Source organism: Aeromonas sobria (assembly GCF_006243315.1).
Lineage (GTDB): Bacteria > Pseudomonadota > Gammaproteobacteria > Enterobacterales > Aeromonadaceae > Aeromonas > Aeromonas sobria_A.
Window position 1 is genome coordinate 70,859 of record NZ_NKWE01000017.1, and the last position, 26,531, is coordinate 97,389.

Annotated in this window: 12 protein-coding genes; 2 read left to right on the top strand and 10 right to left on the bottom strand. The window is 60.6% G+C overall.

Annotated features, from left to right (window positions below):
- Positions 1 to 61: 61 nt before the first annotated feature.
- From nrfF to nrfA, 7 genes are all read right to left on the bottom strand, one after another.
- Positions 62 to 1,267 carry a heme lyase NrfEFG subunit NrfF gene (gene nrfF, locus CF137_RS04280; protein WP_139718137.1) on the bottom strand — a complete coding sequence of 402 codons (1,206 nt, stop codon included), beginning with the start codon at positions 1,265 to 1,267 and terminating at the stop codon, positions 62 to 64.
- Positions 1,264 to 1,878, bottom strand: coding sequence for a DsbE family thiol:disulfide interchange protein (locus tag CF137_RS04285; RefSeq protein ID WP_139718138.1), 615 nt, complete (start codon positions 1,876 to 1,878; stop codon positions 1,264 to 1,266). Before CF137_RS04285 ends, nrfF begins: the two co-directional genes overlap by 4 nt.
- Positions 1,875 to 3,842: a heme lyase NrfEFG subunit NrfE gene (gene nrfE / locus CF137_RS04290; RefSeq protein ID WP_139718139.1), complete on the bottom strand. Its 1,968-nt coding sequence runs from the start codon at positions 3,840 to 3,842 to the stop codon at positions 1,875 to 1,877. Before nrfE ends, CF137_RS04285 begins: the two co-directional genes overlap by 4 nt.
- 317 nt (positions 3,843 to 4,159) lie before the next feature.
- A complete protein-coding gene (gene nrfD, locus CF137_RS04295) occupies positions 4,160 to 5,116 on the bottom strand; it encodes a cytochrome c nitrite reductase subunit NrfD (RefSeq protein ID WP_139718140.1) in 957 nt (318 codons plus the stop codon).
- Positions 5,113 to 5,793 (bottom strand): cytochrome c nitrite reductase Fe-S protein, encoded by a 681-nt coding sequence (nrfC, locus tag CF137_RS04300; protein ID WP_139718141.1) that lies wholly within the window; start codon positions 5,791 to 5,793, stop codon positions 5,113 to 5,115. Before nrfC ends, nrfD begins: the two co-directional genes overlap by 4 nt.
- The gene (gene nrfB / locus CF137_RS04305) at positions 5,790 to 6,389 is read right to left on the bottom strand and encodes a cytochrome c nitrite reductase pentaheme subunit (protein ID WP_139718142.1); all 600 of its coding nucleotides are present in this window, start codon (positions 6,387 to 6,389) and stop codon (positions 5,790 to 5,792) included. The genes nrfC and nrfB overlap by 4 nt, the downstream gene beginning before the upstream one ends.
- A gap of 51 nt (positions 6,390 to 6,440) precedes the next feature.
- Complete coding sequence (gene nrfA, locus CF137_RS04310) at positions 6,441 to 7,883, bottom strand: ammonia-forming nitrite reductase cytochrome c552 subunit (RefSeq protein WP_139718181.1); 1,443 nt, start codon at positions 7,881 to 7,883, stop codon at positions 6,441 to 6,443.
- A gap of 700 nt (positions 7,884 to 8,583) precedes the next feature.
- Here nrfA and CF137_RS04315 point away from each other — a divergent pair.
- Complete coding sequence (locus CF137_RS04315; protein WP_139718143.1) at positions 8,584 to 21,795, top strand: retention module-containing protein; 13,212 nt, start codon at positions 8,584 to 8,586, stop codon at positions 21,793 to 21,795.
- Positions 21,796 to 21,975: 180 nt separating this feature from the next.
- On the opposite strand, the gene CF137_RS04320 is transcribed toward CF137_RS04315, so the two are convergent.
- Together CF137_RS04320 and CF137_RS04325 are read right to left on the bottom strand one after the other, a co-directional pair.
- Positions 21,976 to 23,496, bottom strand: coding sequence for a cryptochrome/photolyase family protein (locus CF137_RS04320; protein ID WP_139718144.1), 1,521 nt, complete (start codon positions 23,494 to 23,496; stop codon positions 21,976 to 21,978).
- Positions 23,496 to 23,660 (bottom strand): DUF2256 domain-containing protein, encoded by a 165-nt coding sequence (locus CF137_RS04325; RefSeq protein ID WP_139718145.1) that lies wholly within the window; start codon positions 23,658 to 23,660, stop codon positions 23,496 to 23,498. Before CF137_RS04325 ends, CF137_RS04320 begins: the two co-directional genes overlap by 1 nt.
- A 457-nt stretch (positions 23,661 to 24,117) precedes the next feature.
- Here CF137_RS04325 and CF137_RS04330 point away from each other — a divergent pair, with 457 nt between their 5' ends.
- Positions 24,118 to 25,503, top strand: a complete 1,386-nt coding sequence (locus CF137_RS04330; protein ID WP_139718146.1) for a tryptophanase — start codon at positions 24,118 to 24,120, stop codon at positions 25,501 to 25,503.
- 134 nt (positions 25,504 to 25,637) lie between these two features.
- Here CF137_RS04330 and cdd read toward each other — a convergent pair whose 3' ends face one another.
- Entirely contained in the window at positions 25,638 to 26,522 is an 885-nt protein-coding gene (gene cdd / locus CF137_RS04335) for a cytidine deaminase (protein WP_139718147.1), read from the bottom strand.
- Positions 26,523 to 26,531: the final 9 nt, after the last annotated feature.

Here is a 26,531-nt window from a genome sequence, read left to right on the forward strand (position 1 = left end):
TTGAGCCACTTGCGTGGTCGCGGCGCCATATCACCACGATTATCTCTCCCCAATCAAGGGGTTACCCGCCCATTATTCTCGCTGTCTGGATCGCCTCAATCAGCGCGGCCCGGTTGATGCGAGGGCGCTCGCCATCGAGCAGTTGCTGCCACAGGGCAATGGCCTGACTGTAGCGACCATGCAGGAAGTGATCGGAGGCGAGCAGCATCAGGGCGCTCACTTCCCCCGCGTCCTGCTTGAGGGCGCTCTCCAGCAGGCGGGTTGCCTCCGGGGTAAGCCGCTGGCCCGCCTGATAGTAGAGCACGGTGGCTTGCGCGGCCTGGGTCGCCGCGCTGGCGCCCCCTTCCAGCAGGGCAAGACGCTGATAGGCAAGCAGGGCGTTGTCGTACTCGTTCCGATAGAGATAGAGCTGGCCAAGCGCCGCCCAACCGTCGAGATCGGCGGGGTTGGTCTGCAGGCGCTGGTGCAGGGCGCCCAGCTCCTTGTCTTGCAGATCCCGCGGGCTCAGCCCGGCCAGTGGATCGGGACGGGATGCATGAGCCTGCCATGCCTGATAACGGCCGCTGCTTATATACACAGCGGCAACGGCCGCGAGTACCATGATGCCAAGCAGCAACAAGGCGCGGGTGTGCCGGTTATTGCACCCGCGATTGTCATGCTGGCTGGCCAGTCGCGCGCGCAGGGTCAGCTCCGCCGCCGGGATGGCATTGGCCAGGCGGGCGGCGCTCAGCTCCCTGTAGAGTGGCTGGTCGGGTGAGAGGCCTGCTTGCTCCCCGTGCATGATCAGCCAATTCAATTCGCTGCGTGGATCGGCCGCGGGGTGATGGATTGACTCAACGATGGCCTTAACGACAGGGATGGCCTGTGCCTTTGTGCGCGTCAGGCGGCGAGACAGGGTCAACAGCGCCAGCCCCAACAGCAGCAGGGGGCCGCCCCACAACAGCAAGGTACTGGCCTTGAAGGGGGGATCGTAGCGGACGAAATCGCCGAAGCGCTCCGTCATGCGGGCGATCACTTGCTCGTCGCTCTGCCCCTCATCCACCCAGCGGTAGACTTCGAGCCGCAGATCCCGGGCGATGGGGGAGTTGGACTCCACCAGATTCTGGTTCTGACACTGGGGGCAACGCAGGGCGCGGGCCAATTCCTGCGCGCGGGTCTGCTGCTCGGGGTGGCGAAACTGATAGGTATCGACTCCGCTGGCAAATGCAGTTGCACTCAACAGCATGCCGAGGGCCAGCAGGGCGCAGGCAAGAGAACGGCACATCATGGCTGTGTCTCCCGAGCTGATATCGCAATAGACGGCGCAATAGATGGCGCAATCGCGGGTGCCTTTGTAGCGGCCTTCATTTGCGCGTCAGTTCGCGCCTGGTCGAGCAGGGGGGCAAACTGACGTTGCCAGATCCCTTTGGTAAGCTCGCCGGTATGGCGGGCGAGCAGGGCACCATCGGCATCAAACAGATAGGTTTCCGGCGTGCCGTAGACGCCGAGCTCAAGAGCCAGTTTGCCGTCAGGGTCGGCCAGTACGGCGCGATAGGGGTTGCCTGCCTGGATAAGCCAGGCGCGGGCCGCATCCCCCTTGTCCCGGTAGTTGAGACCGTAGAGGGGCACAGTACCCGCGAGCTCGCTGAGCAGCGGATGTTCAGCGCGGCAGTTGGCGCACCAGCTGGCCCAGACGTTGAGCACAAAGGGCTCCCCCTTGAGGTTGGCGGTCTGGATCGGACGCCCATCCAGTAGATTGTCGCTCTGCAACGCAGGCAGGGTACGCCCGAGCGTCGCCTCATCCTGGCTGTAGGGATTGTTGCCAAGGCCGAGCCAGAGCAGGATGCAGAGGCTCAGGGTCAGCAGCAGTGGAAGAAAGAGGCGCAGGCGGGATCTCATAACGCCTCCTGTTCGAGCCGTTGATGGGAGGTGCGAACCGCAACGGAACGAGAGGCTAGCAAGGGGCGACGGGCGAGCAGACGCAGGGCGCCACCTGCCATCATCAACAGGCCACCGAGCCAGATCCAGCGCACCAGCGGCTTGTAGTGCAGCCGCATGGCATAGGCATCTGGCCCCATCTTCTCACCGAGCACCACGTAGAGATCGCCGAGCATTCCCCACGCGATGCCCGGTTCGTTCATGTTCATGGTGCGCACGCTGTAGTGGCGCCGCTCCGGCGTCAGCCGTGCCACCTCTTTACCATTCTTGTACACGCTAAGCATGATGCGCTCGGCGGTATAGTTGGGGCCGATCACCGGCTCTCGCCCCTCATAACGAAACTCGAAGGCGCCGAGGTGATAGGGCTTGTCGGCTGAGAGTACGACGCCCCCTTCCTGACTGTGGTGACTCACCTGCGCGATGCCAAGGGCGCACACCGCCACCCCGAGGTGGGCCAGCAGGCTGCCGAGCCGATTGAGGGTGAGCTCGCGCAGCGACGTCGGTTGCAAGAGCGGGAGCAGCAGGCTGGTCACCAGCCAGAGGCTCACCATATTGGCGAGGATACCGCTCCAGCTACCGGAAAATGATCCCTGTTCCAGATAGGCAAGGCTAAGCAGTCCGCCACCAAGCAGGCCAAACAGTGGCGGCAACAAAGTGTTGAGCCGGGAACCTGCGGCAAGCTGCTGCCAGCGCAGGCGCGGCAGCAGGGTCATCAGCCCCATCAGCAGCAGGGCCAGCGGCACGAAGATGGTATTGAAGTAGGGGGCACCCACCGAGAGCGAACCCAGATGGAGCGACTGGAACACCATGGGGTAGAAGGTGCCGAGCAGCACACTGGCGCAGGCCACGCAGAGCAGCAGGATGGCGGCGCCGAGCAGCCCCTCTTTTGACCAGAAGCCGAAACGTTCATAGGGGGCGCGGGTGTCAGCGCGCAGGGCAAACAGGGTGAGGGCGCAGGTCAATAGCAAGCCGAGCAGCAACAGCAGGGTGAGGCCGCGGTCGGGATCCACCGCAAAGGCGTGCACCGAGGTGAGCACCCCGGAGCGCACCACAAAGGTGCCGAGCAGGCTCAAGGCGAAGGTGAAGATGGAGAGCAGCAGTACGGCGTGACCGTAGGCGCCGCGCTTCTCGCAGACGACAAGAGCGTGCAGTAGGGCAGTGCCGAGCAGCCAGGGCAGCAGGGAGGCATTTTCCACCGGATCCCAGAACCACCAGCCGCCCCAGCCCAGTTCGTAATAGGCCCACCAGGAGCCCAGTACGATACCGGCGGTGAGAAACACCCAGGAGCCGAGCGCCCAGGGGCGACTCCAGTGGGCCACGGCGCCATCGAGCCGACCCGAGAGCAGCGCCGCCATGGCGAAGGCGAAGTTGACCGCAAAGCCGACGTAACCGAGATAGAGCAGGGGCGGGTGGATGATAAGACCGATATCTTGCAGCATGGGGTTGAGATCGCGCCCCTCCAGCGGCCCCGGAAACTGGCGGTCAAACGGGCTGGAGAAGATCAGGGTATAGAGGGCGAACAAACCGACGATCAGCCCCATGATGGCCAGTACCCGGGCGGTGATCAGCGGATCGACCCGCTTCGAACAAAGCGCCACCAAGGCCCCCCACAGGGCCAGTGCAAAGACGAAAAAGAGCATGGAGCCTTCATGGCCGCCCCACACGGCCGCCAGCTTGAAGCCCAGGGGCAGGGCGCTGTTGGCGTGCTGGGCTACATAGCTGACGGTAAAATCATCCCGGGCAAAGCAGCTGGCGAGCAGCAGCAGCGCTGCCCCCAGCAGGATGGCATTGATCTGCGCCAGCGGCTTGGCGCAGCGCAGCAGGGGCGGGGAGGCGAGGCGCAATCCCAGCCAGGGCAAGGTGCCCTGCAGCAGCGAGAGTACCGCTGCCAGTAGCAGTGAGAGATAACCAAGCTCTGCCAGCACAAAACCTCCAGGTTCAATCTTTGATCTCATTCATGTCATGGCACATACGCCGCGTCGTCTCCCTTTGGTGGGAAACATTGCCAAGCAACGGGTGTGGCATCACCAGAAATTCATTGGGCCAGCAACAAGCCAGCGCCAGTCACCCGAGGGCGGCTGGCGCTGGTCCCCCATGTTTATAACCTGTCCACGATCCGTCGCGAGAGGTTGTCAGCAAGGTAAAGAGCAGCGCAGGAACCGGAGCGTATAGACATACGTGAGGATTCCGAGCAGCACATGAGCCTTGATCACGGCCTCGCAGCAGGAGCGTGAACGGGTTGTTATACGACCGTCATCTGGCCGGCATAAAGCACGAAGTAGCGCAGCAGCAGGATCCCCACCAGGGTCAGGCTGCAGACCAGCACCAGATGGCCGTTTCGCTCCCGCAGGGGTGCCGGGGTCAACAGGGCCAGCAGCTGGGGCAGCAGCATGCCGATCCCCACCACCCCGACCCAGAACACCTGAGCCCAGAAACCGCTGCCGATGGCAGCCCACATCGCCACCTCTTTCTGGCCGCCACCAAAGTAGAGGCCGGTAAAGAAGCAGATCAGCAGCAGCACCTCCACCGCCAGCAGTGGCCGCTCGAAGCGGTGGACAAAGCTCACCCCCTGGCTGTGGTGGTTCTCCTTGAAGATCGTCACCGCCAGCAAGATGGTGGCGGCAATGCCGGAGCTGATGCCCGAGACCAGAAACAGCACCGGTAGCACCGGGTTGTTCAATAGCGGATAGGTCTTGAGCGCCGAGAGCAGAAAGCCGGTGTAGGCCCCCAGCAGCACGGCGAGCAGCAGCAACAGCGGTGCCAGCAAGGTTTCAACTCGTGCCAACAGGGCGATCAGTCCATCCACAAAGGCGAACTTCTCTTTCAGCAACCGGCTGCGCAGGGTCTCGATCTCGGAGCGAAACACCACCGCCAGCCAGGCGAACAGCACCGCCATATAGAGCTGGAACAGCATGACCCCCATCGACATCACGGAGTCGAACTGGTAGTGAAACATCAGCTTCCAGAAGGTCCAGGGGCGGGCCAGATGGAAGATAAGGATCAGTAACCCCAGCACCACGCTCGCCGGCGCCAGAATGGCTGTCGCCTTGATGATGCCGCTCTCGCTGCCAGCCCCCTTGCGGCGCAATAGCACCGAGAGGGTGGTGGCCCCCGCAGAGATGCCGAGCAGAAAGAGATAGATAGCGATGGGCCAGTCCCACACCAGAGAGGGGAAGTGAAATGCCGCTTGCATGGTCATGACGTTATCTCCCCTTTGGGCACGCGGTACATCTTGGGTGAGGTGCCGAGTGCCTGCTTGTAGCGATAGGTGGTCTCCTTCACCAGCCGTTGGGCGATGGGGCTGTCCGGATCATCCAGATTGCCGAACACCAGCGCCTTGGTGGGGCAGGATTCCACGCACGCCGGCTCCTTGCCCGCCGCCAGGTTGGTCTTGCGGCAAAAGTCGCACTTGTCTGCCACCCGGGTGACCGGGTTGATAAAGCGCACCTGATAGGGGCAGGCGGCGAGGCAATACATGCAGCCGACGCAGAGAGCCGCGTCGACATCGACGATGCCATCCTCCTTGCGGATATGGGAGGCACCGGTCGGGCAGACGTGCACGCAGGGGGCGTTGTCGCAGTGCTGGCACGATTTGCGAAAGAAGCGGTACTCGGCATCAGGGAATTCACCGATAGGGCCTGAACGGGTGATCTCGAGGCGCGAGACCCCTTCCGGCACCTTGTTGACCTCTCGGCAGGCGTCCATGCAGGCGGTGCAGCCGATGCAGGCCGTCTCGTCGTGGATCATGCCATAGCGGATCCCGTCGATGGTCTGGCTGTGGGCGAGGGGGGTAGCAAGTGAACGAGTCGGCCCCGTCATCATGATAAGGGCCCCCGCGCCCATGCCCGCCATAAAGTCACGGCGAGAGCAGCTCATGATGCCTCCTTGCCGGTAGCCGGTTTGGACTGCTCCTGCCGGGCCTTGCTGGCCTCATGTTGCTTGCTGTGGCAGTCGATGCAGAGCTTGATGCGGGATTTTTCCGGGATCGCCACCATGGGCTCCTTGGCCGGATGCAACTGGTGGCAGCTGGTGCAGGTGAGCTTGGTGGCGTGCACGTCGTGGGCCCAGAGCGCCTCGCGCAGTGGTTTGGGCTCGTGGCAGCTCATGCAGACTCCATTCTGCTCGCTGATGGGATAAAGCTTGATGCTCTCTTTATCCTTCAGGCTGTGGCTGAAGCGCATCACATCCTTGACCCCTTCCCGGTGCTGGGGGGAGGGCTGGCCGTGGCAGTTGGTGCAGGTGACAGGTGCCAGGTTGTTGGGATTGGTCGCCTGACCATGCTTGCCGTGCATCCCCTCGCTCTGCTCCTTGTGACAGTCGGTACAGGCCTTGTCGGGATTGCGTAAAAATTCCACCTCATGTGTAGCTGGAACAGGGGCAGCTGCCGGCTCTGCCGCCTGACCCTGCAGGCTGGTGAGCAACATGGCTGCCATCAGCATCAGTCGTAAAAAATCCATCGTTAAATCACCCATAGGAAGCCTCCATCCGCTGCGGGCCTGGTCTGGCCGGGCCCGCAGGCGCCGTTACTGTGCCAGCCGTCCGGCCGCTTTGGCCTCGGCATCCCAGGCGGGGACCGTGGTCTTGAGGAACTGGGCCTTGTCGCTGTTGAACTGCTTCATATCCATGCCAAGGGCCGCTTGCGCTTTCTCCTTGGTGGAGATGTCGGGAATGGCGATCTCGTGGGTTATTCCCTTTGCAGCCAACAGGCGCGCCAGCTTGGTGCGGGCGTCGGCAGCCTTGTCCAGCGCGCTGCCGAGCACCTTGAGCGCCACTTCAGGGGCGTGCATCTGCACCCCGTGGGAGGCGATGGCATAGTCCCAGCGCCACTGGGCGTGACGGATGTCTTGCAGGATATCCTTCATCTCGGCCTCGGTGGCACCGGCATCCCAGGCCGCCTTGGCTTCAAAGTGGGTGTGAACCAGCTGTTTCTCGACTTTCAGCTTGGTCTCGATCACCGCCTCTTTGCGCTGCTTGACGATCCCTTGCAGCATCTCCTTGCTCTGGGTGTGGCAGTTGCGGCAGGTCTGCTCGAAACGATCGAAGGGGTTCCCCACTTTGTGATCCGTGTAGACCTTGCCCTGCTCGTTCTGCACCTTGGGCATATGGCAATCGACACAGGCGACGTTGTTCTGGCCGTGAATGCCGGCGCGCCAGGTTTCGTACTCGGGGTGCTGGGCTTTCAGCATCGGTGTTTTGGAGAGGGCGTGCGTCCAGTCGGCGAAGCCCAGTTCGTCATAGTAGGCTTCCATCTGCTCGACGCTGGTGCCCTTGTCCCAGGGGAATTTCACCGCCTTGGTGGGGCCACTGAAGTAGTACTCCACGTGGCACTGGCCGCACACCTGGGACTGCTGATCAAAGCGCCCCTGCTCCTTGAACGGCTTGCCGATGGCGGTCATGGCCCGATCGGCATAGGGACGGGAGAGGTGCAGGGCAGGTTTGCCCTCCTTGAACTCTTTCGAGGCGGTGTCGTGGCAGTCGGCGCAGCCGATGGTGTTGACTACTTCCGGCCCGCCCTTGGCCCACATCCCCTTGAAGTAGCCATCCTCACCCTTCTCGTCGATGACGCGGGCCACATCCGGGCCTTTGCAGCTCCAGCAGGCCATCGGCAGCGGGCCATCTTCGGCTGTCTTGGGGGCGCCGGTACGCAGGGTTTCGCGCACATCGGTCAGCGCATAGAAGTGGCCCCGCGGCTTGTTGTAATCCTTGGCGAAGGGGTAACCGCCCCACAGCACCACCATATTGGGATCTTCCGCCAGCGCGTCGGTACGCTCCTTGCTTTCGCTGGTGGCTTGCCAGCTGGTGAACTGATCGGCGTGATCCTTGGCGAACAGCTCGCTGCGCGCCTCGATCTTGCCCTTGGTGGTTGCGTCATCAGCCAGTGCCCAGCCGCTGGTGCCAAGCCAGCTGGTCAGCAACAGGGCGGTGAGGCCCAGTTTGGAATGCCTGTTTTGTGAACCCACGTTTATCACTCCCAGATAAATGTTTTTTTGTCCGGTCTGACCCGATCCATCTTGTCGTGTGGACTTTATCCCCGTGGGGGAGGGCAGACATGCCGTTGGTGGTGACACTGACCTTGCAGTACCTGATTACTCACGCTGAATTTATCAAACAGGTAAATTCAATGTTGTTTTATCAGAAGCAGAGTTGCGTCAGATCAATTGTTGAGACGGGAAAAAAGCTGAAATGAGATCTGGATTGAAATTTATGAGAACTCAAGGCGTTGCATGGCGTGAGTTGGCAGATGAGGGATGGTTCGCTACCCAGGTGGTGTTCGCGTTCATTTTGACGAGGGGGCCATAGGCTGACCCCAGCCAGGTGGTGGGGTACCCAACAAGTGAGCCCATCAGCTCAGGGGTTTGCAGCTATTTAGTAATCATTAAAGTATCACTTACGCACATCAACGAGGGAATTTTTCGCCAAACGACAGAATTGGTCATAACAACAACGCCGGGGCCAGCGTTGCAGCGAGAATGTTTGGCTCTGTATGAAGCTATTCTTTTCTTGGCGCCCTTGCTGGATGCACAAAACAGCAGGTAATGGCCCTTTTAGCGCGATCTCTATCGAAAATTGTGAAAAGACCAACGTTGTCAGATGAGGTATGGTTCTTGAACAGATGAGCATTCTTTAGATGCTGATGTTAATGGTTTGGTTGTTGCTGGAGGTTGTATGGCAGAGTTGCAAATTGAAAAGTCCACGGTGATCTCCCAACTCGAGGGCTCCGTGTTTGTCATCAGTGCAGATGGATCTGTCATACGAGCAACGGTGGGGATGGCATTGCAGCCGGGGGATCGCCTGCAAGCTGCCCAAGGGGGCCATTTTCAACTAGCCGAGCCGGGCAGTGATCTCGCAGGCGAACAAGATATGGCCGCCAAACCTGAGCCCGCCACACCTGCTGCTGATGGGCAACCGGCCGATCCGGAACTGGCCTCGTTGCAGGAGGCGATCCGTCAGGGTATTGACCCGACCGAATTGTTCCAGGAAACCGCCGCCGGTAACGCAGCTGCAGCCGCGGGCAATATCGGTGGTGTAGCCGGTTCCAGCTCGGGTGGATTTGTGGTGGTCGATCGTACCAATGATGCCACCTTGGCCGAGGCTGGTTTTGATACCGATCATGCGGTGCAACCTGTTGGCGATGAGCTGCTGTTTTCCGAAGAGCGTGATTTCTTTGCCTCCATCACCATCACCGAGCCCCAAACCAGCGACAACATTATCAACGCCGATGAAGCGGCTGGTGTCATCATTCGTGGTGTGGTGGATGATGTGGAGGTAGGCCAGCCAGTCACTGTGACCCTTATCGATCAGGCGGGCAATTCACTGACGGTGACGACAGTGGTGCTGCCCGGCCTGGTGTGGGAAGCCAATTTTGGCGATGTGATCGGCAAGCTGGTGGATGGCCCGTTGCAGATTGTGGCCAACACCCAGGATCTGGCGGGCAACAACGCCAGCGATACCGGACAGACTCTGCTAGATACCATCACCACCATTACCCTCGATCTCGCCGATGAGAGCGACACCGGCGCCAGCCAGATCGATGATCTGACCCGCGACAATACCCCGCTGCTGCAAGGGAAGGGGGAGCCCGGCGCCACCGTGACCCTGAGCCTTGGCGGCAGCGTGCTCACCGTCCTGACGGTGGATGCAGCCGGTAACTGGCAATATCAGCTGCCGCAAACCCTGGCCGATGGCCAGTACCAATTTCAGGTTAATTCTGTGGATATTGCTGGCAACCGCGCCAGCGATACCCTCGTTATCAATGTCGATACCCAGGCCTTCATCGACATCGATGATCTCGATGCCGCTGTCCTGTTTGGCAACAGCAGCGCCACCCTGAGCGGCACCACCAGTAATGTGGAAGCGGGTCAGAGCGTCACCATCACTCTGGTCGACAGCAATGGCCAGCCGCTGCTGACCACCTCGGCACTGGTGGGGGCCGATGGCCGCTGGCAGGTGAGCGGCCTTGATCTCTCCGGTATCAATCAATCCTTTGAAGTGCGTGCCAGCGTCACCGATCTGGCTGGCAACAGTGCCAACGATGGTGCGCCGCTGATCGGTCAGAGCGAGACCCTGACGCTCTCCGAAGCCGGGTTGGCCGATGGCCCGGTGACCGCCATCGGTAGCCTCAACACCGGTGCCGGTCAGGATGGCAATCTGCAAGTCCGGTTCGCCGCTGATCAGAGTGCGTTGGAAGGGCTGGGACTCGTCAGCCATGGCGCGCCCCTTGGTTACTCCATCAACGGTCAGACTCTGACCGCTACCGCCGGTGGGGCGACTGTCTTCACCCTGACCCTTAACAATGAAGGCAGCTACCGCATCGTCTGGAGCCAGAGTCTGGATCACGGTCAGGATGCATTGCGCCTGCCGTTCAACCTCGAATATCGCGATAGTGACGGCGATCTGGTGAAGGCGCCGCTGGTGATCAATCTGGTGGACAGCAATCCGCCCAGCTTCGAGATCCCGGCCATTCCCCTGACTGAAGATGCCTTTACCAACGGCGCCACCGTGGTGGGCGAGAGCAGTTTTGTGGTCAAACACACCGCCGATCCCCTGCTGGTAGATTCGCTGGTGTTCAGTAACCAGAGCCTGACCCTGGCCACCCTCAACAGTGCTGGGCTGGGTAGTGATGGCCATCCGCTGACGTTCGAATTTGCCGGTGATCGCACCCTGTTGGGTTACTACCTGGATGGCAGTGGCAAACGGGTAGAGGTGCTGCGCGCCGAGCTGAAGGCTGAGCAGCAGGGCAGCGATCTGGCTGGCCGGGTGGTTGTCACCCTCACCGGGCCGCTGGATCATAAGGGCAGCGATAAGTTTTCCCTTGGTTTGCAGGTTAGCGCCAAAGAGATCGATGGCGACAGCACCAGCGCCAACCTGACGCTGACCGTCAATGATGGCAGTGATCCCGCATTGGGCATCGACAATGGGGTCGCCCTGCAAGAGGGGGGCAACCAGAGCATCGATGGCCAGCTGCCGGTGACGGTGGGCAGCGATCGTCTGGTTTCCCTCAACTTTGACAGCAACCAACCGGCGCTGGCGGGGCTCACCAGCCAGGGCAAGGCGACAACCTATGAGGTGCAAGACAACCAGCTGATCGTCAAGGATTGGCAGGGCAAGGCGATCCTCACCGTCAGCATCGGGCTGGATGGCAAATACAGTGTCTCCCTGACCGGCGTGTTTGATGAGCCGACTACCACCGATCGCCTCGATCTTGGTCTTAAGGTGCAGGGCAGCGATTTTGACGGCGACAAGAGCAACCTCGGCACCCTCAATATCACCATTACCGACGGTGCCTTGCCGCAGGTTAATGCTGTTTCGGTCACCCTGACCGAAGATAGCAACTGGCAGCAGGGCCAGACCCTTAACGGGGATCTGGCCATCACCGCAGGCAGCGATCCGCTGGCCAGCATTACTTTTGATGCCAGTCAGCCGGGGCTGCAAGGGTTTACCTCGGGCAAGCAGGCCGTGACCATCACGGTGGCCGATCACCTGATCGAGGGGCGTACCCCCGATGGCACGCTGGTGTTTGAGCTGACCCTCGGTAACGATGGCAAATACAGTTTCACCCTCCATCAACCGCTGGATCAGGGCAGTGCCGACAGCCTGCTCAAGGCGGGCTTCACCCTGCTCGACAGCGATGGCGATAAGGTTGCCTCCACCATTACCGTGGCGGTAGGTGATGGCGCCAACCCGACCATCTCCGCCGTGACCGGCACCACTATCACCGAGATGGCGCAAGGTGAGGCGGCAGCCGTCAGCACCATGAGTTTCTCGGTGGCGCACGGCAGTGATGCCCTCGACCCCAACTCCCTTGGCTTTGATATCGCCAACATCCAGAGCACCCTGACTGGACTCACCAGTCACGGCAACCCGGTCACCTTCTCTCTCAACCCCGCAACCGGCCAGTTGGTCGGGAGCGCGGGTGGGCAGGTGGTGCTGCGTGCCGAGCTGACTCTGGTCGACAACAACGGCAACTGGAGCGTCACCGCCAAGGTCACTTTGAGTGGCGAGCTGGATCACAAGGGGAGCGAATCCCTCAACCTGCCCCTTGCCATTACTCTCGCCGACAAGGATGGCGACCGCATTGGCACTACGCTGCCGCTCACCATTGCGGACGGCACGGCGCCGAGCTTTATCCCCGGCATCGGTGTAACCCTGGATGAGGGGAACCTCACCGACAACAACAGCCTGAGCCAAACCGGTCACTTTGACGTGCAAGCCGGGTCGGATCGGGTCGTCGAAGTGGCGTTTGCCGATGCCAACGAACAGCCTGCGCTGACCGCATTGGGTAAACCGGTGCAGTACGAGCTGGTTGATGGCAACAGCGCCATCCCCGGTAGCCAGCTGATCAAGGGTTATGTGATGGTGGATGGCCTGCGGGTCGAGGTGTTCGAGGTTACTCTCTCCGGCAACCTCAATCAGGCGGGTAAGAACGGGTTTGACTATCAGGTGACCCTCTATCAGGGACTCCATCAGAACGGCAATGCGGTGACCGAGCTACCCATCAAGGTGATCGTCAACGACTACGACAAGGCGGGTGGCAACAACGACAGCACCAGCGGCATCCTCAATATCAAGATTGGGGAAGGGGAGAAACCGACCCTTACCCTGACCGGTGTGACCCTCAATGAAGGGCGCTTCGATGGCTCCGCCAATAACCAGACGGCGGATGATCAGCAAGCCAGCGGCAAGATCACCATCAAAGCCGACTCGGATCCGGTGGCCGATGTACGACTGACCCTCTCCGGTCAAGTCATGGATGCCAGCGGCAAGCCCATTACCCACAATGGCGAGAGCTTGAGCTGGAAAGCGGTTGGCACCGATGGTCACACTTTCCAGGCAGTGACCAGCGGTGGTCTGGTGGTGATGACGGTGTCCATCCCCACTGTACCCGCCAGCATCGCCGCCCACACCAGTGTGGATATCGGCTATCAGGTGACGGTGCACACCAACCTGGATCACGGAGCCGACAACCAGCTGACGCTGACCCTGCCGGTAGAAGTCACCGACAGCGATGGCAGCAAGAATGAGGGTTCCGCCACTATCACGGTAAGTGACAGCGCAGATCCTGTGCTCGGTCTGGATAAAGGCGTTGCGCTGCAAGAGGGTGGCAACCAGAGCATCGATGGCCAGCTGCCGGTGACGGTGGGCAGCGATCGTCTGGTTTCCCTCAACTTTGACAGCAACCAACCGGCGCTGGCGGGGCTCACCAGCCAGGGCAAGGCGACAACCTATGAGGTGCAAGACAACCAGCTGATCGTCAAGGATTGGCAGGGCAAGGCGATCCTCACCGTCAGCATCGGGCTGGATGGCAAATACAGTGTCTCCCTGACCGGTGTGTTTGACGAGCCGGAGGCGACCAACAGCCTCAACCTCGGCCTGAAGGTACAAGGCAGCGATTTTGACGGGGACAAGAGCAACCTCGGCACCCTCAATATCACCATTACTGATGGTGCCTTGCCGCAGGTAGACCCTGTCTCCCTCACCTTGACCGAAGATAGCAACTGGCAGCAGGGCCAGACCCTTAACGGGGATCTGGCCATCACCGCAGGCAGCGACCCGCTGGCCAGCATCACCTTCGATGCCAATCAGCCGGGGCTGCAAGGGTTCACCTCGGGCAAGCAGGCCGTGACCATCACGGTGGCCGACCATCTTATCGAGGGGCGCACCCCCGATGGCACGCTGGTGTTTGAACTGACCCTCGGCAACGATGGCAAATACAGCTTCACCCTCCATCAACCGCTGGATCAGGGCAGTGCAAATAACTTACTGCAAGCGGGCTTCACCCTGCTCGACAGCGATGGCGATAAGGTCTCCTCCACCATTACCGTGGCGGTAGGTGATGGTGCCAACCCGACCATCTCCGCCGTGAGCGGCACCACGATCACCGAGATGGCGCAAGGTGAGGCGGCCGCCGTCAGCACCATGAGTTTCTCGGTCGCGCACGGCAGCGATGCCCTCGACCCTAACTCTCTTGACTTTGATATCGCCAAAATCCAGAGCACTCTGACCGGACTGACCAGTCACGGCAACCCGGTCACCTTCTCCCTCGACGCCAACGGCCAGTTGGTCGGGAGCGCGGGTGGGCAGGTGGTGCTGCGTGCCGAGCTGAGTCTGCTCGACAACAACGGCAACTGGAGCGTCACCGCCAAGGTCACTTTGAGTGGCGAGCTGGATCACAAGGGCAGTGAATCACTCAACCTGCCGCTGGCCGTCACCCTTGCCGACAAGGATGGCGACCGCATTGGCACTACGCTGCCGCTCACCATCGCCGATGGCAAGGCGCCGAGCTTTATCCCAGGCACCGGGGTGACGCTGGATGAGGGGGACCTCACCGGCAACAACAGCCTGAGCCAAACCGGCCACTTTGACGTGCAAGCCGGGTCGGATCGGGTCGTTGAGGTGGCTTTTGCTGATGCTAACCAGCAACCGGTCCTCACTGCCCTCGGCCAGAGCGTCAAATACGAGCTGGTTGATGGGGATCCCGCCATCCCTGGCAGCCAGCTGATCAAGGGCTATGTGATGGTGGATGGCCAGCGGGTCGAGGTTTTCGAGGTCAAGCTGGTTGGCAGCCTCGATCAGGCTGGCAACAACAGGTTTGACTATCAGGTGACCCTCTATCAGGGACTCCATCAGAACGGCAACGCCGTGACCGAGCTGCCCATCAAGGTGATCGTCAACGACTACGACAAGGCGGGTGGCAACAACGACAGCACCAGCGGCATCCTCAATATCAAGATTGGGGAAGGGGAGAAACCGACCCTTACCCTGACCGGTGTGACCCTCAATGAAGGGCGCTTCGATGGCGCCGCCAATAACCAGACGGCGGATGATCAGCAATCCAGCGGCAAGATCACCATCAAAGCCGACTCGGATCCGGTGACCGATGTGCGACTGACCCTCTCCGGTCAGGTCATGGATGCCAGCGGCAAGCCCATTACCCACAATGGCGAGAGCTTGAGCTGGAAAGCGGTTGGCACCGATGGCCACACCTTTCAGGCAGTGACCAGCGGTGGTCTGGTGGTGATGACTGTGTCCATCCCCACTGTACCCGCCAGCATCGCCGCTCACACCAGTGTGGATATCGGCTATCAGGTGACGGTGCACACCAACCTGGATCACGGGGCTGATGACAAACTCAACCTGACCTTGCCGGTCGAAATCACCGACAGCGATGGCAGCAAGAATCAGGGAGCGGCCACGGTCACGGTGACCGATGGTGCCAACCCGATTATCTCCGCCATCGAGCCGGTACGGGTCGAGGAGTCAGATCTTGATGCCGTTAACGGTCAGCATCCGGGCACGACTCCTGCGGAGAATGGCGAGGTAAATGGTGGCAAGGTGACCATCACTGCCGGTTCGGATCGGGTTGCCTCCCTTGGGCTGGATGTGGCTGCATTTAATCAGGCTAATCACCTCACGTCGGGTGGCAAAGAGGTTACGCTGGCGGCACACAGCCCCAGCTGGTATCTGGCCACTGCCGAGAGTGGCAAGCCCGTTTTCTGGATCCATCTAGACGTCAACGGCAGTTACAGCGTCCATCTGGTCGGCCAGCTTGATCACGGTGCACAGGGCAAGGATGAGTTGGCTATCGAAGTGCCGCTGTTTGTCACCGATCATGACGGCGATCGCAGTCCGAACGTCAGTGTGACCGTGACCGTGCAGGATGACATGCCCATCGGCTCCGTGCTGGCTCATACCCTGAGCGAGGGGAGCAGTGCCGTGACCGGCGATCTGCTGCCTACCGCTAATGAAGGTGCGGATGGTGCCCGTGTCGAGTCGATCACCATCAATGGCCAGACGTACGCCATCAATGGCTCTTTGATACAAGATGTGATGAGCCCCGATGGCAAGCAGGTGATGGGAACCCTGACCATCTCCGCCGATGGCTCCTACTCCTTCAAGCCTGCCGCTGGTTTCAATCACGACGCAAGTCAGCTCAGTCAGATGGTGACTGCCCATCTGGTTGATGGTGATTATGACCGGGCTGACAGTACTCTGACCCTCAGCCTGCAGGATGAAGCGGTGTACTTTACCGTCACGGCGGCTACTGGCAATGAGGATCAGGGGGCGCAAGACCCGAGGCAGGGTATCCCTATCGACATGCAGCTCGATATTGGCGATTTCGATCGCGGTGAGCATGTGGATCAGCTCCTGATTCAGGCGCCCACCAATGCCCATGGTACCTTCTATTACAACGGCGTTGCCCTCACCACCACGGCTGATGGCCTGTGGTTTATCGTGCCGCCAGCGGCCATGGTGACCAGTGACAATGTTCACTACACCACTCAGGGGGTGACCTTTGTGCCCTCAAGCAACTGGTCGAGCTGGAGCAATGGCGGTCAACCACTGCACTTCCAGGTGCAACTGCAGGTCGGCGTCACCGAAGGTGCGGCACCTGCGGCCGTAACGGGCGAGCTGGCTGTGACGGTGCGCGGTGTGGCCGACAAGCCGATGTGGGACACAGCCAGCACCACTTGCCACTATGACACCAATGAAGACAGCACAGGTATCAAGCTGGACGTCAAGGCGAGTCTGACTGACACCGACAACTCCGAGACGTTGACCTACCAGATCAAGCTGGAAGCGGGCAAGGGAACTTTGATGCTCAACGGTGCTGAGCTCAAGCCAAATGGCAGCGGCATCTACACGGTCTCGGCTGGCAACATCAACAAGGTGACCGTGGTCCCGGCCAAGGATTTCAGCGGTGACATCAAACTGTCGGTGACCCCGATCAGCACGGAGCAAAACCCGATCGCTCCGAGTCAGGGTACGGCACAGGGAGACAAGATTGAGCTGGTGATCAATGTCAATCCGCAGGCGGACGATGCCAAGCTGACGGTGCGAGATATTCAGGGCAAGGAAGACACCCGGCTCGATCTGGGCAGCAAGATAGTGCTCGCCCATCTGGGGGATACCACGGATGGCTCCGAGAGCATGTTCGTGCGCATCAGCGGCCTGCCCGCCGGTGCCACCCTCTGGCTCGGCGGCGTGGCGGTCACCCTGGATGCGAACGGTTATTACGAGGTGCCCTATGCCCGCATCGGCGAGCTCAAGCTGGAGCCGCCGAAGGACAGCAACGTCGACTTCGATCTCGGCATCCAGGGGGTGGTGAAAGACACCGCCACCCTGACCGATGCCAACGGCCAGACCCATACAGTGGTCAACGAGAAGGTGACCGGCAGCCAGAACCTGCATGTGGATCTGGTGGGGGTGGTGGATGATCCCCATTTCAACCTGGACAGCACCGGCTGGAGCCAGGATGGCAGGGGCTATGTCACCACCATAGGGGAAGATGGCAAGGCACCGCTGGACTTCAAACTGGAGTCAGGAGAGACGACGGGCGATGGCTCCGAAACCCTCAACCTGGTGCTGGAAGGCTTGCCGGAAGGGGCCAAGGTGTTTGATGGTAAAGGGAATGAGTTGACGCTCACCTTTGCTGGACTCGATGCCCATGGCAAGCCTACCTATCAGGTTGATATTAAAGGGCTAGGCAACCTAGTGATCCAGCCGCCCCATAACAGCACGGAGGATTTGAACCTGATTGCCAAGGTGGTGGTGACCGAGAACGATGGTGATCACAAGAGCTTTGAGGTGCCCCTGCACATCAAGGTTGAGCCGGAGATCGATGCGACCAACTACAACAAGACCAGCCATGGCCTTGAAGATCAGTTTGTGGTGCTGGACTGGCATCCGGTGCTGAGCGATGGCGCCGAGAAGGTGACGCACCTTAGCCTCTCAGGTATCGAGTCCGGCTACGACGTGTGGGTGAAGGACAGCAACGGAACCCATCAACTCACAGTGACGTTGGGTGTCGTCGAGTTGAGCGATGCCGATCTGCAGAGCCTGTTAAACGGCGGCCAACTGCTGGTGAAAGCGCCAGAAGATAGCGACCGGGATACCACCATCAAGAGTCATGTCACAGTGACCCAGCAGGACGTGGATTCCACTGTGGTGGTTAACAAGGTGATTGATGGTCAGTTGCACGTCGATATCCAGGCGGTGGTTGAACCCGATGGCGAGTTGCAGATAGACAACCCCTTCTTGTTCGGCTTCCTCGATCAGCCTGTGGATTTGGTTGGCGCTTTCAGTTTTGATGACCTTGATCCCAGCAGTAGCGAGCGGATCGACTACCTGGTGATCAGCGATTTACCACCGGGATTTGTCGTTAATGGCGGCATCAGTGATGGCAAGGGCAACTGGACTGTACCTGCTGGCAACCTTGGTAATTACAGCTTGAAGGCGCCAGATGGTTTTACCGGTCGGGTCGACTTCAAGGTGAGTGCTCGCATTCTGGATTACAGCGATGACGGTGATGTCAGTGCCCCTGTGGTTCGGGAAATGCCCGTGTCGGCAATCTTCATCTTTGCCAACGCGACCGATGAAAAGGCAGCCCAGATCATCTTCCAACCTGCGGCCGTGGTCGGGGTTGAGGATCATGTTGTCGATCTCGGGGCTCAGCTCAAGTCGCAGATCGCAATTGCTAGCCAGGACAGTCGCCACGATGAGGTGAGCATTGTCATCACAGGGCTCCCGCCGGGAGTCACTCTGCAGGGGCTCAATTACGACTTCGTCAATGGCGAATACCTGATCAAATTGCCGACCAGTTTGAGTGGTCTGGAGAATTTGACGCTGGGATTACCCACTGATTACGCCGGCACACTCAATCTGAACGTGCGAGTCGTTAATACCGATACCACCAGCGGTGATAGCAAGATTGTCGAGAAGCAAGTCACTCTCTCCATCACTCCGGAAGTGGATATCAACGGTGGCCAGGATGGTCAGCCCGAGCTGACGCTACAGGTCAAGGATGTGAATGGGGATGGTCAGCCGGACAATCTGGAAGATACCCACATTCACCTCGACCTGTCGGTCAAACTGGCTGATATCAGCCCGAGCGTGGCTGACGGCGGTCTCGAGACGGTGAAGGCGGTGACCATTTCCGTTGATCCCAAGTTTGGCTATTTCCTGGTCGGTAACCAGCAACTGACCACCCTGGTGGTCAGCGATGTGGCGGCGCTTAAAGATCTGGTGTTTGTGCCCAAAGAGCACTTTAGCGGCAAGGTGCCGCTCGATATCAAGGTCGATATCATTGATACCGCCACCACCGGCACGGCGCAAGCCAGCTGGAACGGGCAGGCAGAATTTGAGATCAAGCCGGTCAACGATCCGGCCAAGCTCACGGTGCACAGTGTCACGGGGAGCGAAGATGGCACGGCCAACCTTGCCGGATTTGGCGCAGCCCTTATCGACAACGATGGCTCCGAGCAGATCGTCGCGCTGCAGATCAAGGGGGTACCGGATGGCTTCACCCTGTCGGCTCCGGCGGTCAACAATGGTGGCGGCGTCTGGCAGATCCCGGTGGGGACCGATTTCTCCAAACTGACCCTGATCCCGCCAGCAGATTTCAGCGGCACCGTGGAGCTGTCGCTGAGCGCCTTTACCCTGGACAAGGGGCTCACCATTCCACTCGAAACCAGTGGCAGCTTTACCGTCACGGTGACGCCGGTTGGGGATGCCATCATCGCCGACATTCAGGGTAAGACGAGCGGTACCGAAGGGGATGTGATCACCCTGGATCTGGGGCTGGAGACCCGGGATATCCAGCCAACCGGCGGTAGTGCGGGTAATGTGCATGAGAACAAGCCGGAGCAGGTGCGGGTTACCATCGAAGGGGTGCCTGATGGTGCCCAGATCCGCTTGCCAAATGGCGTAGCGGGGACCGTTGTTGATCTGGGTGGCGGTCGCTGGCAGGTCACCACCGAGGGCGGCAAGCTTGGCGCTGTCGAGCTGGTGACCAATGATGCCAACGGTGCGCTGGATCTCAAGATCACGGCTCAGAGCCTCGATAACGGCGCCCTTGGCCCCGTGGTCAATGGCACCATCCATGTGGATGTGAGCCCGGTCAACGATGCGCCCATTAACGTATTGCCAACGACCTCTCAGGTCGCGCAGGAAGATCAACCTTTCGTCATTCAGGGTTTGCAGGTGAAAGATGTGGATGCGGGCAGCAGCCCCATCAAGATCACCCTGTCGGTGGAACATGGCACTCTGACGTTGCCAGCTGGCAGCGGGGTGACTGTGGTCGGCAACGGCACTGGTTCTCTGGTGCTGACCGGCACGCTGGCCGCTCTCAATGCCTTGCTCTCTGGTGGGGTGACCTATCAGGGTAACAGTAATTTCCACGGCAGTGACGCCCTGACCATGGTCACCAACGATCAGGGGAATACCGGTAGTGGCGGGGCACTCAGCGATACCGATGTGCTGCCCATCGAGGTGCAGCCGGTCAACGATGCGCCGGTCAATCAGCTGCCAACCGCGCCGCTGGTGGCGCAGGAAGATCAGCCTTTCGTCATCCAGGGTTTGCAGGTGAAAGATATGGATGCGGGCAGCAGCGCCATCGAGGTTCGCCTCTCGGTGGCGCACGGCACCCTCAATCTGGTGGCGGGCAGCGGGGTGACGGTGACCGGCAACGGTAGCGGTACGCTGGTGCTCAGCGGGCCGCTGGATGCCATCAATGCGCTGCTGTCCGGTGGGGTGACCTATCAGGGTAAGCAGGACTTCAATGGTCAGGATCAGCTCACCATGGTGACCAATGATCTCGGCAATAGCGGCAGCGGCGGCGCGCTGAGCGATACCGACGTGGTGGCCATCGAAGTGCAGCCGGTCAACGATGCCCCGGTCAATCAGTTGCCTGCCAGCATGACGGTGAAGGAGGATGGCTCCCTGTCGCTCTCCGGCGTCAGTGTGAAGGATGTGGATGCAGGCAGTGCGCCCGTCTCCATGGTGCTGCGGGTCGAGCATGGTGTGCTGACCCTGCTTGGCGCGACTGGCGCCGTGGTTGTGCAGGGGGCGGGTACCAACGAGATCTCCCTGGTGGGGTCGCTGGCCGATCTAAACCAGTTGCTGGCCAGCCAGTTGCACTATGAACCGGCCAAAGATTTCTGGGGGCAGGATAATCTCACTATCACCACCTCGGATCAGGGCAACAGCGGTGCTGGCGGTGCGAAAACCGACACCGATCAGCTGGCTATAACGGTCACGGCCGAGCCGGATATGCCGAGTCTGACGGTGGATCAGCATGCGTTCCATGCCTTGCAGGGGGCTGTGATCCCGCTGGGTCTCAACGCTAGCGTGGTCAATCCGGCAACCGGCGAGCTCTCCATCCGCATCAGTGGGCTGGGTGGGGCTCAGGTGCAGGATGAGCATGGCCAGAGCGTCGGCCATGCCGATGGCAATGGCGACTGGCTGATCCCGGCCGATCACTCGGTTCCGCTCTACTTCAGCGGTTTTGGCGCGGGTGATCATGTGCTGGGGATTAGTGCCGAGTCCAGTGTTGGCGGTTCAACCGTTAGCACGCCCCTTGATACCATCACGGTGCACGGCCAGAGTGGCCATGAGCTGGTCGGTTCCGATCAGGGGGATTGGCTGTTTGGCTCCTCCGGTGATGACCGCTTGTTTGGTGGTCAGGGTAACGATCTGCTCCATGGCGGTCATGGTAATGACATCCTCACCGGTGGGGCTGGCAGCGATCTCTTCGTCTGGCAGCACGGTGATGAGGGGAGTCAGGGTCAGCCCGCGATCGATACCATCACCGACTTCCACCCGGAGCAGGGGGACAAGATCGATCTGGCCGACATGCTGCAGGGGGGCCCGGGAGCCAGCGTCGAAAGTCTGCTGAATAACCTCTCGGCGTCAGTGACGACCGGCAGCAATGGTCTCAGTGATGTGAGTCTCTCGGTGGCACCGGCAGGGGATGGGCAGGTAACCCAGCAGATCACCCTGAAGGATGTGGACTTGAGCAGCTGGCATCTGGCCACTACCTCGTCTCACGATGTGCTGCAGAGCATGCTGGATAACCACAGTCTGATCATTCAGCACCCCTGATAGTGTGGTGGTCTTTTTGAGGCCGACTTTACGTGGTGTGTTGCATGGGGCGCTTCGGTGCCCCATGCACATACTGTCTGATCGCAAAACCCTTCCGTGAGTTGATGGCTGATTGCCACGGCGCCGCAAGCAGGCCGTCGCGGTTATCCATAGCGTTAATGAGGCGGGATATTAATGCGCCTAAAGCTGCTCAAGGTGGATCAAATGGTGTTCTGCGCTGGCCAATATGGTTTGTTGTTGTGGCTCGGGTTGCCCATCCCAATTGGCATAGGGCAGGGCGAGGCGGGGATTGCTGCCAAGTTTATCCCGATTGCGCCATAAAAAGTGCCAATAGAGGCTGTTGAACGGGCAACTCCCCTCACCGCTGCGGGCCTTGACCTGATAGTGACACCCTTTGCAGTAGTGGCCCATCCGCTCGAGATAAGCGCCGCTGCTGACGTAGGGCTTGCTGCCCATCAGGCCGCCATCGGCAAACTGACTCATGCCGCGGGTATTGGGTAGCTCCACCCACTCGATGGCATCGACATAGATCCCCAGATACCACTCATCGACCTGGTCAGGATCTATCCCCGCCAGCAGGGCAAAGTTGCCAGTCACCATCAGTCGCTGAATATGGTGGGCGTAGCCGTGCTCCAAAGACTGGCTTATGGCGTGGCGCACGCAGGCCATCCTGGTCTCCCCGCTCCAGAAAAAGCTGGGCAGCGGCCGATTTGCACCCAGAAAATTGCTGCTGCCATAGGCGGGCATTTTTTCCCAATAGAGGGCGCGGACAAACTCGCGCCAGCCAAGGATCTGGCGAATAAAGCCCTCCACCTGCGCCAGGGTGATGGTGTCCTGATTGGCCTGCCAGTGGGATTGCGCGGCGCGGATCACCTCGAGGGGGTGGAGCATTTTGCTGTTGAGGGAAAACGACAAGCGGCTGTGAAACAGACTCCAGCCTCGCTCGCTCAGGGCATCCTGATAGCGGCCAAAGTGCGGCAGGCAGTGCGTCAGAAAGTGCTCCAGCAGCTCGCGGCTCTGGCGCCGGCTGATGGGCCACGGCAGTTTGCTGGCATCGGCGCTCCCCAGCGTCTTGACCCCGTGACGGGTCAGCATGGCATCAATCTCGCTCACCTCGTTGGCAAAAAGCAGGGGGGTGGGAATGGGCTGACGCTCCGGCAGCTTGGCACGATTCTCGTCATCAAAATTCCAGCGCCCGCCAAGGGGTTTGCCGTCCTCATCCAGCAACACCTTGTATTGCTTGCGCAGGGCGCGGTAGAAAAACTCCATCCGGCTGTGGGGGTAGCGCTGCCAGCCATCGCGGGGGGTGAGAAAATGCTCGCTCTCCACCTCGGCGGTCGGCATGGCAAGGCCCGCTGCCCAGCTTTTCAACTGGCTTGCGAGGCGCCACTCATCCGGGCTCTGCCAGGCAAAGCTGCTGGCCTGATGGGCAATGAGCTGGGCCTCCAGCAAAGTGGGCAAATCGGGCCAGCGGGCGCTCTCATCAAGGGTCAGGTAACAGACGTTATGGCCCGCCTGGGTGAGGGCGGCGGCGAAGGCGCGCATGGCGGCAAAGAAGGCCAGCACCTTCTGGCGATGGTGGCGGCAGTAGTCGGTCTCTTGGTGCAGTTCTGCCATCACATAGCAGACTGCCGGATCCGGGGTGCGAAACCAGCTGTGACCGGCGTTCAGCTGATCGCCGAGTACAAGGCGTAGCTCCATCAGGCTTGCTCCCCATTATGTTGACGGCTGCGGTGACGAGCGTGGCGACAGCGCTCGCTGCAGTAGCGCACCTCCTCCCAGCTGTGTGCCCACTTGCGCCGCCAGCTGAAGGGGCGCTGGCAGACGGGGCAGTTCTTCTCGGGCAGATGGGGTTTGCGATGCATGATGGCTTCCGGCCTTGGCTGATGAGTGAGGTGGCGTGCACTTGGGTAAGATAACGAACAGGAGGCGGGGGCGGATCAACCTCACTGCCGGTTTGCCGCGCAGGTGCGCACTTTGTGAGCAGGCGCACAGCTAGCCGGTATGTCCCTTGTGTCGCCGAACCACCCCCGCTAACGTGGCGAAGCTGCCAGTTGGCAGCGCAATCATTTTTTTGGTAACCAACTTCTTTTTACAACCGACATGGAGGGGAGTGATGCCAATTATGACAGCTACGCCCCGGGCAGCTTGCCTGCTCGCCCACTGGTATACCCGAGATCCCATTCTCACCTTCGACTTTCCTCACCGCTGAAAGGCGGCACCCGCCACTCGAGAAAACCAGCCGGACGACGCTGATCGCCCCGGTCCCGTTACCTATCCGTTTTTCACGAGCACTGGCCCCGCGCCGGTGAGGAGCCTTATATGCGTCGTATACCCGAGCCGTTTCGTATCAAGATGGTTGAACCCATCAAACAGACCACAGGTGCCGAGCGCCGCGTCGCCCTCGAGGCCGCGGGCTGGAACCCCTTCCTGCTGCTGGCCGAGGATGTCTATATCGATCTGCTGACCGACAGCGGCACCGGTGCCATGTCCGACCGCCAGTGGGCAGGCATCATGATGGGGGATGAGGCCTATGCGGGCAGCCGCAACTTCGTCGAGCTGGAGCGCGCAGTGCGCGACATTTTCGGCTATCAACATGTGATGCCGACTCACCAGGGGCGTGGGGCGGAGCAGATCCTCTTCCCCGAACTGGTCAAGCGCTGCAAGGGCAAGGCGCCGGTGTTTATCTCCAACTATCACTTCGACACCACCAAGGCCCACGTGGAGTTGGCTGGCGCGCGGGCCATCAACCTGCTCACCCCGAAAGCCCTCGACACCACGGCCCCTTATGCCTGGAAGGGAGATTTTGATCTCGGTCGCCTGACCGACACCATCGAGACTCTGGGGGCCGACAACGTGGCCGGTGTGATCATCACGGTCACTTGCAACAGCGCCGGTGGCCAGCCGGTCTCCATGGCCAATATGCAGGCGGTCTCCGAGCTGGCCCGTCGCCACCATATTCCGGTGGTGATCGATGCCGCCCGCTTTGCCGAAAACGCCTGGTTTATCAAGGAGCGCGACCCGGCTTATGCCAAGAGCAGCATCAAGGAGATAGTGCGCCAAATGTTTGCGCTGGGGGACATGTTCACCATGTCGGCCAAGAAGGACGGGCTGGTCAATATCGGCGGGCTCTGCTGCTTTAAGGAAGATCTTGACCTGTTCCGCGCGGTGCAGGTGCGCTGTGTGGCGATGGAGGGGTTTGTCACTTATGGCGGTCTCGCCGGGCGGGATATGGCGGCGCTCGCCATCGGCCTGCGGGAGGGAATGGATGAGGAGTATCTCACTTATCGCATCAGTCAGGTGGCTTATCTCGGTGAGCGGTTGGTCGAGGCAGGGATCCCCATCCAGACCCCCACCGGCGGCCATGCGGTGTTTGTCGATGCCAAAAAGCTGCTGCCCCATATTCCGGCCGAGCAGTTCCCGGCCCATGCGCTCGCCTGTGCGCTCTATCTGGAAGGGGGCGTGCGCGGGGTGGAGATCGGCTCCCTGCTGCTGGGGCGTGATCCCGCCACCGGTAAGCAGGAAGCGGCGGACTTTGAGCTGCTGCGCCTCACCATTCCACGGCGGGTCTACACCCGGGATCACATGGACTATGTGGCCGACTGCCTGATCGCGGTGAAAGCGCGGGCCAGCGACATTCGCGGGCTCACTTTTGACTACGAGCCGCCGCTGTTGCGCCACTTCACCGCACGGCTCAAGCCGGTTTGATCAGCAACCGGCTTGAAGGGGTGATCAACCGCGCAGAGCGGTGAAGATCAAGGGCAGTTCCCGGTTAAACCGCCTAGTAAAAAAGCCCCCGCACCAAGGTGCGGGGGCTTTTGTTTATCGAGGCGGAGCAGGGGTTAGACCGCCTGATACTCAAGCTCGACGGAGCCCAGCGCCTTGAGGGTGGACTGGGCGGAGTCACGCTGGCTGATCTGGCCGTTTTTGTTCTCCAGCAGCACGGCGCGGGTGACGGTGGCGAGATCTTCACCGCCCAATACCGCGTGGGCACAGGCCATCTGCATCGGCGGCAGGCTGGGGTTGAAGGCAGCGTTCTCGGCGTAACGGCCAGTGAACATACGGCCATCGGCAAACTGCAGCGCCACTGCGGCATAGCCTTGGCTGTAAGGGGCATAGCTTTGACGGGCGGCGGCCAGCACGGCTTGCCACAGCGGGTCTTCGCTCTCCAGCGTTAGCTCGGCGTGATCCTGCGGGCTCATCAGCGCATCCGTGATATCGAGATCCGCCGGGCCGAACGAGTGGGGCAGGAAGGATTGCAGGGTGCTCAAGTCATCGGGCAGAGAAACTTTGAGGATCTTGGCGGTGCTCAGCTCGTTCATAAACTGACGGCAGTGGCCACAGGGGGTGTAGTTGACGGTGATCTCGCTGATCCCGGTCTCGCCGCCCAGCCAGGCGTTGGAGATGGCAGACTGCTCGGCATGGACCGAGTGGAACAGACCTTGCCCCGCGAACTCCATGTTGGCGCCGAAGTACCAGCTGCCGCTCAGGCCGCAGGCGATGGCACCGACATAAAATTTGGAGATGGGCGCCACCGAACAGGCGGCAGCCAGTGGCAACAGGGCGAGACGCAGAGCGCGCTCATCCAGCCCGGTGGCGGTTTTCAGTGTGGCGACTTGCTCCGGGGTGAAACGGGCATTGAAGTCGGCACTATCCAGCATGGGCTGTACGGCTGCTTTGAGCGGAGCAGAGAGGGTATCGAATGGCTTGGCAAAACGGGGATGCATAGTGTGTCC

What these genes read in the sequence shown, in the direction of transcription:
- nrfF (WP_139718137.1), bottom strand. Translation starts at nt 1,267, where the DNA reads ATGATGTGCCGTTCTCTTGCCTGCGCCCTGCTGGCCCTCGGCATGCTG.
- CF137_RS04285 (WP_139718138.1), bottom strand. Translation starts at nt 1,878, where the DNA reads ATGAGATCCCGCCTGCGCCTCTTTCTTCCACTGCTGCTGACCCTGAGC.
- nrfD (WP_139718140.1), bottom strand. Translation starts at nt 5,116, where the DNA reads ATGACCATGCAAGCGGCATTTCACTTCCCCTCTCTGGTGTGGGACTGG.
- nrfC (WP_139718141.1), bottom strand. Translation starts at nt 5,793, where the DNA reads ATGAGCTGCTCTCGCCGTGACTTTATGGCGGGCATGGGCGCGGGGGCC.
- nrfB (WP_139718142.1), bottom strand. Translation starts at nt 6,389, where the DNA reads ATGGGTGATTTAACGATGGATTTTTTACGACTGATGCTGATGGCAGCC.
- CF137_RS04315 (WP_139718143.1), top strand. Translation starts at nt 8,584, where the DNA reads ATGGCAGAGTTGCAAATTGAAAAGTCCACGGTGATCTCCCAACTCGAG.
- CF137_RS04320 (WP_139718144.1), bottom strand. Translation starts at nt 23,496, where the DNA reads ATGGAGCTACGCCTTGTACTCGGCGATCAGCTGAACGCCGGTCACAGC.
- CF137_RS04325 (WP_139718145.1), bottom strand. Translation starts at nt 23,660, where the DNA reads ATGCATCGCAAACCCCATCTGCCCGAGAAGAACTGCCCCGTCTGCCAG.
- CF137_RS04330 (WP_139718146.1), top strand. Translation starts at nt 24,118, where the DNA reads ATGCGTCGTATACCCGAGCCGTTTCGTATCAAGATGGTTGAACCCATC.
- cdd (WP_139718147.1), bottom strand. Translation starts at nt 26,522, where the DNA reads ATGCATCCCCGTTTTGCCAAGCCATTCGATACCCTCTCTGCTCCGCTC.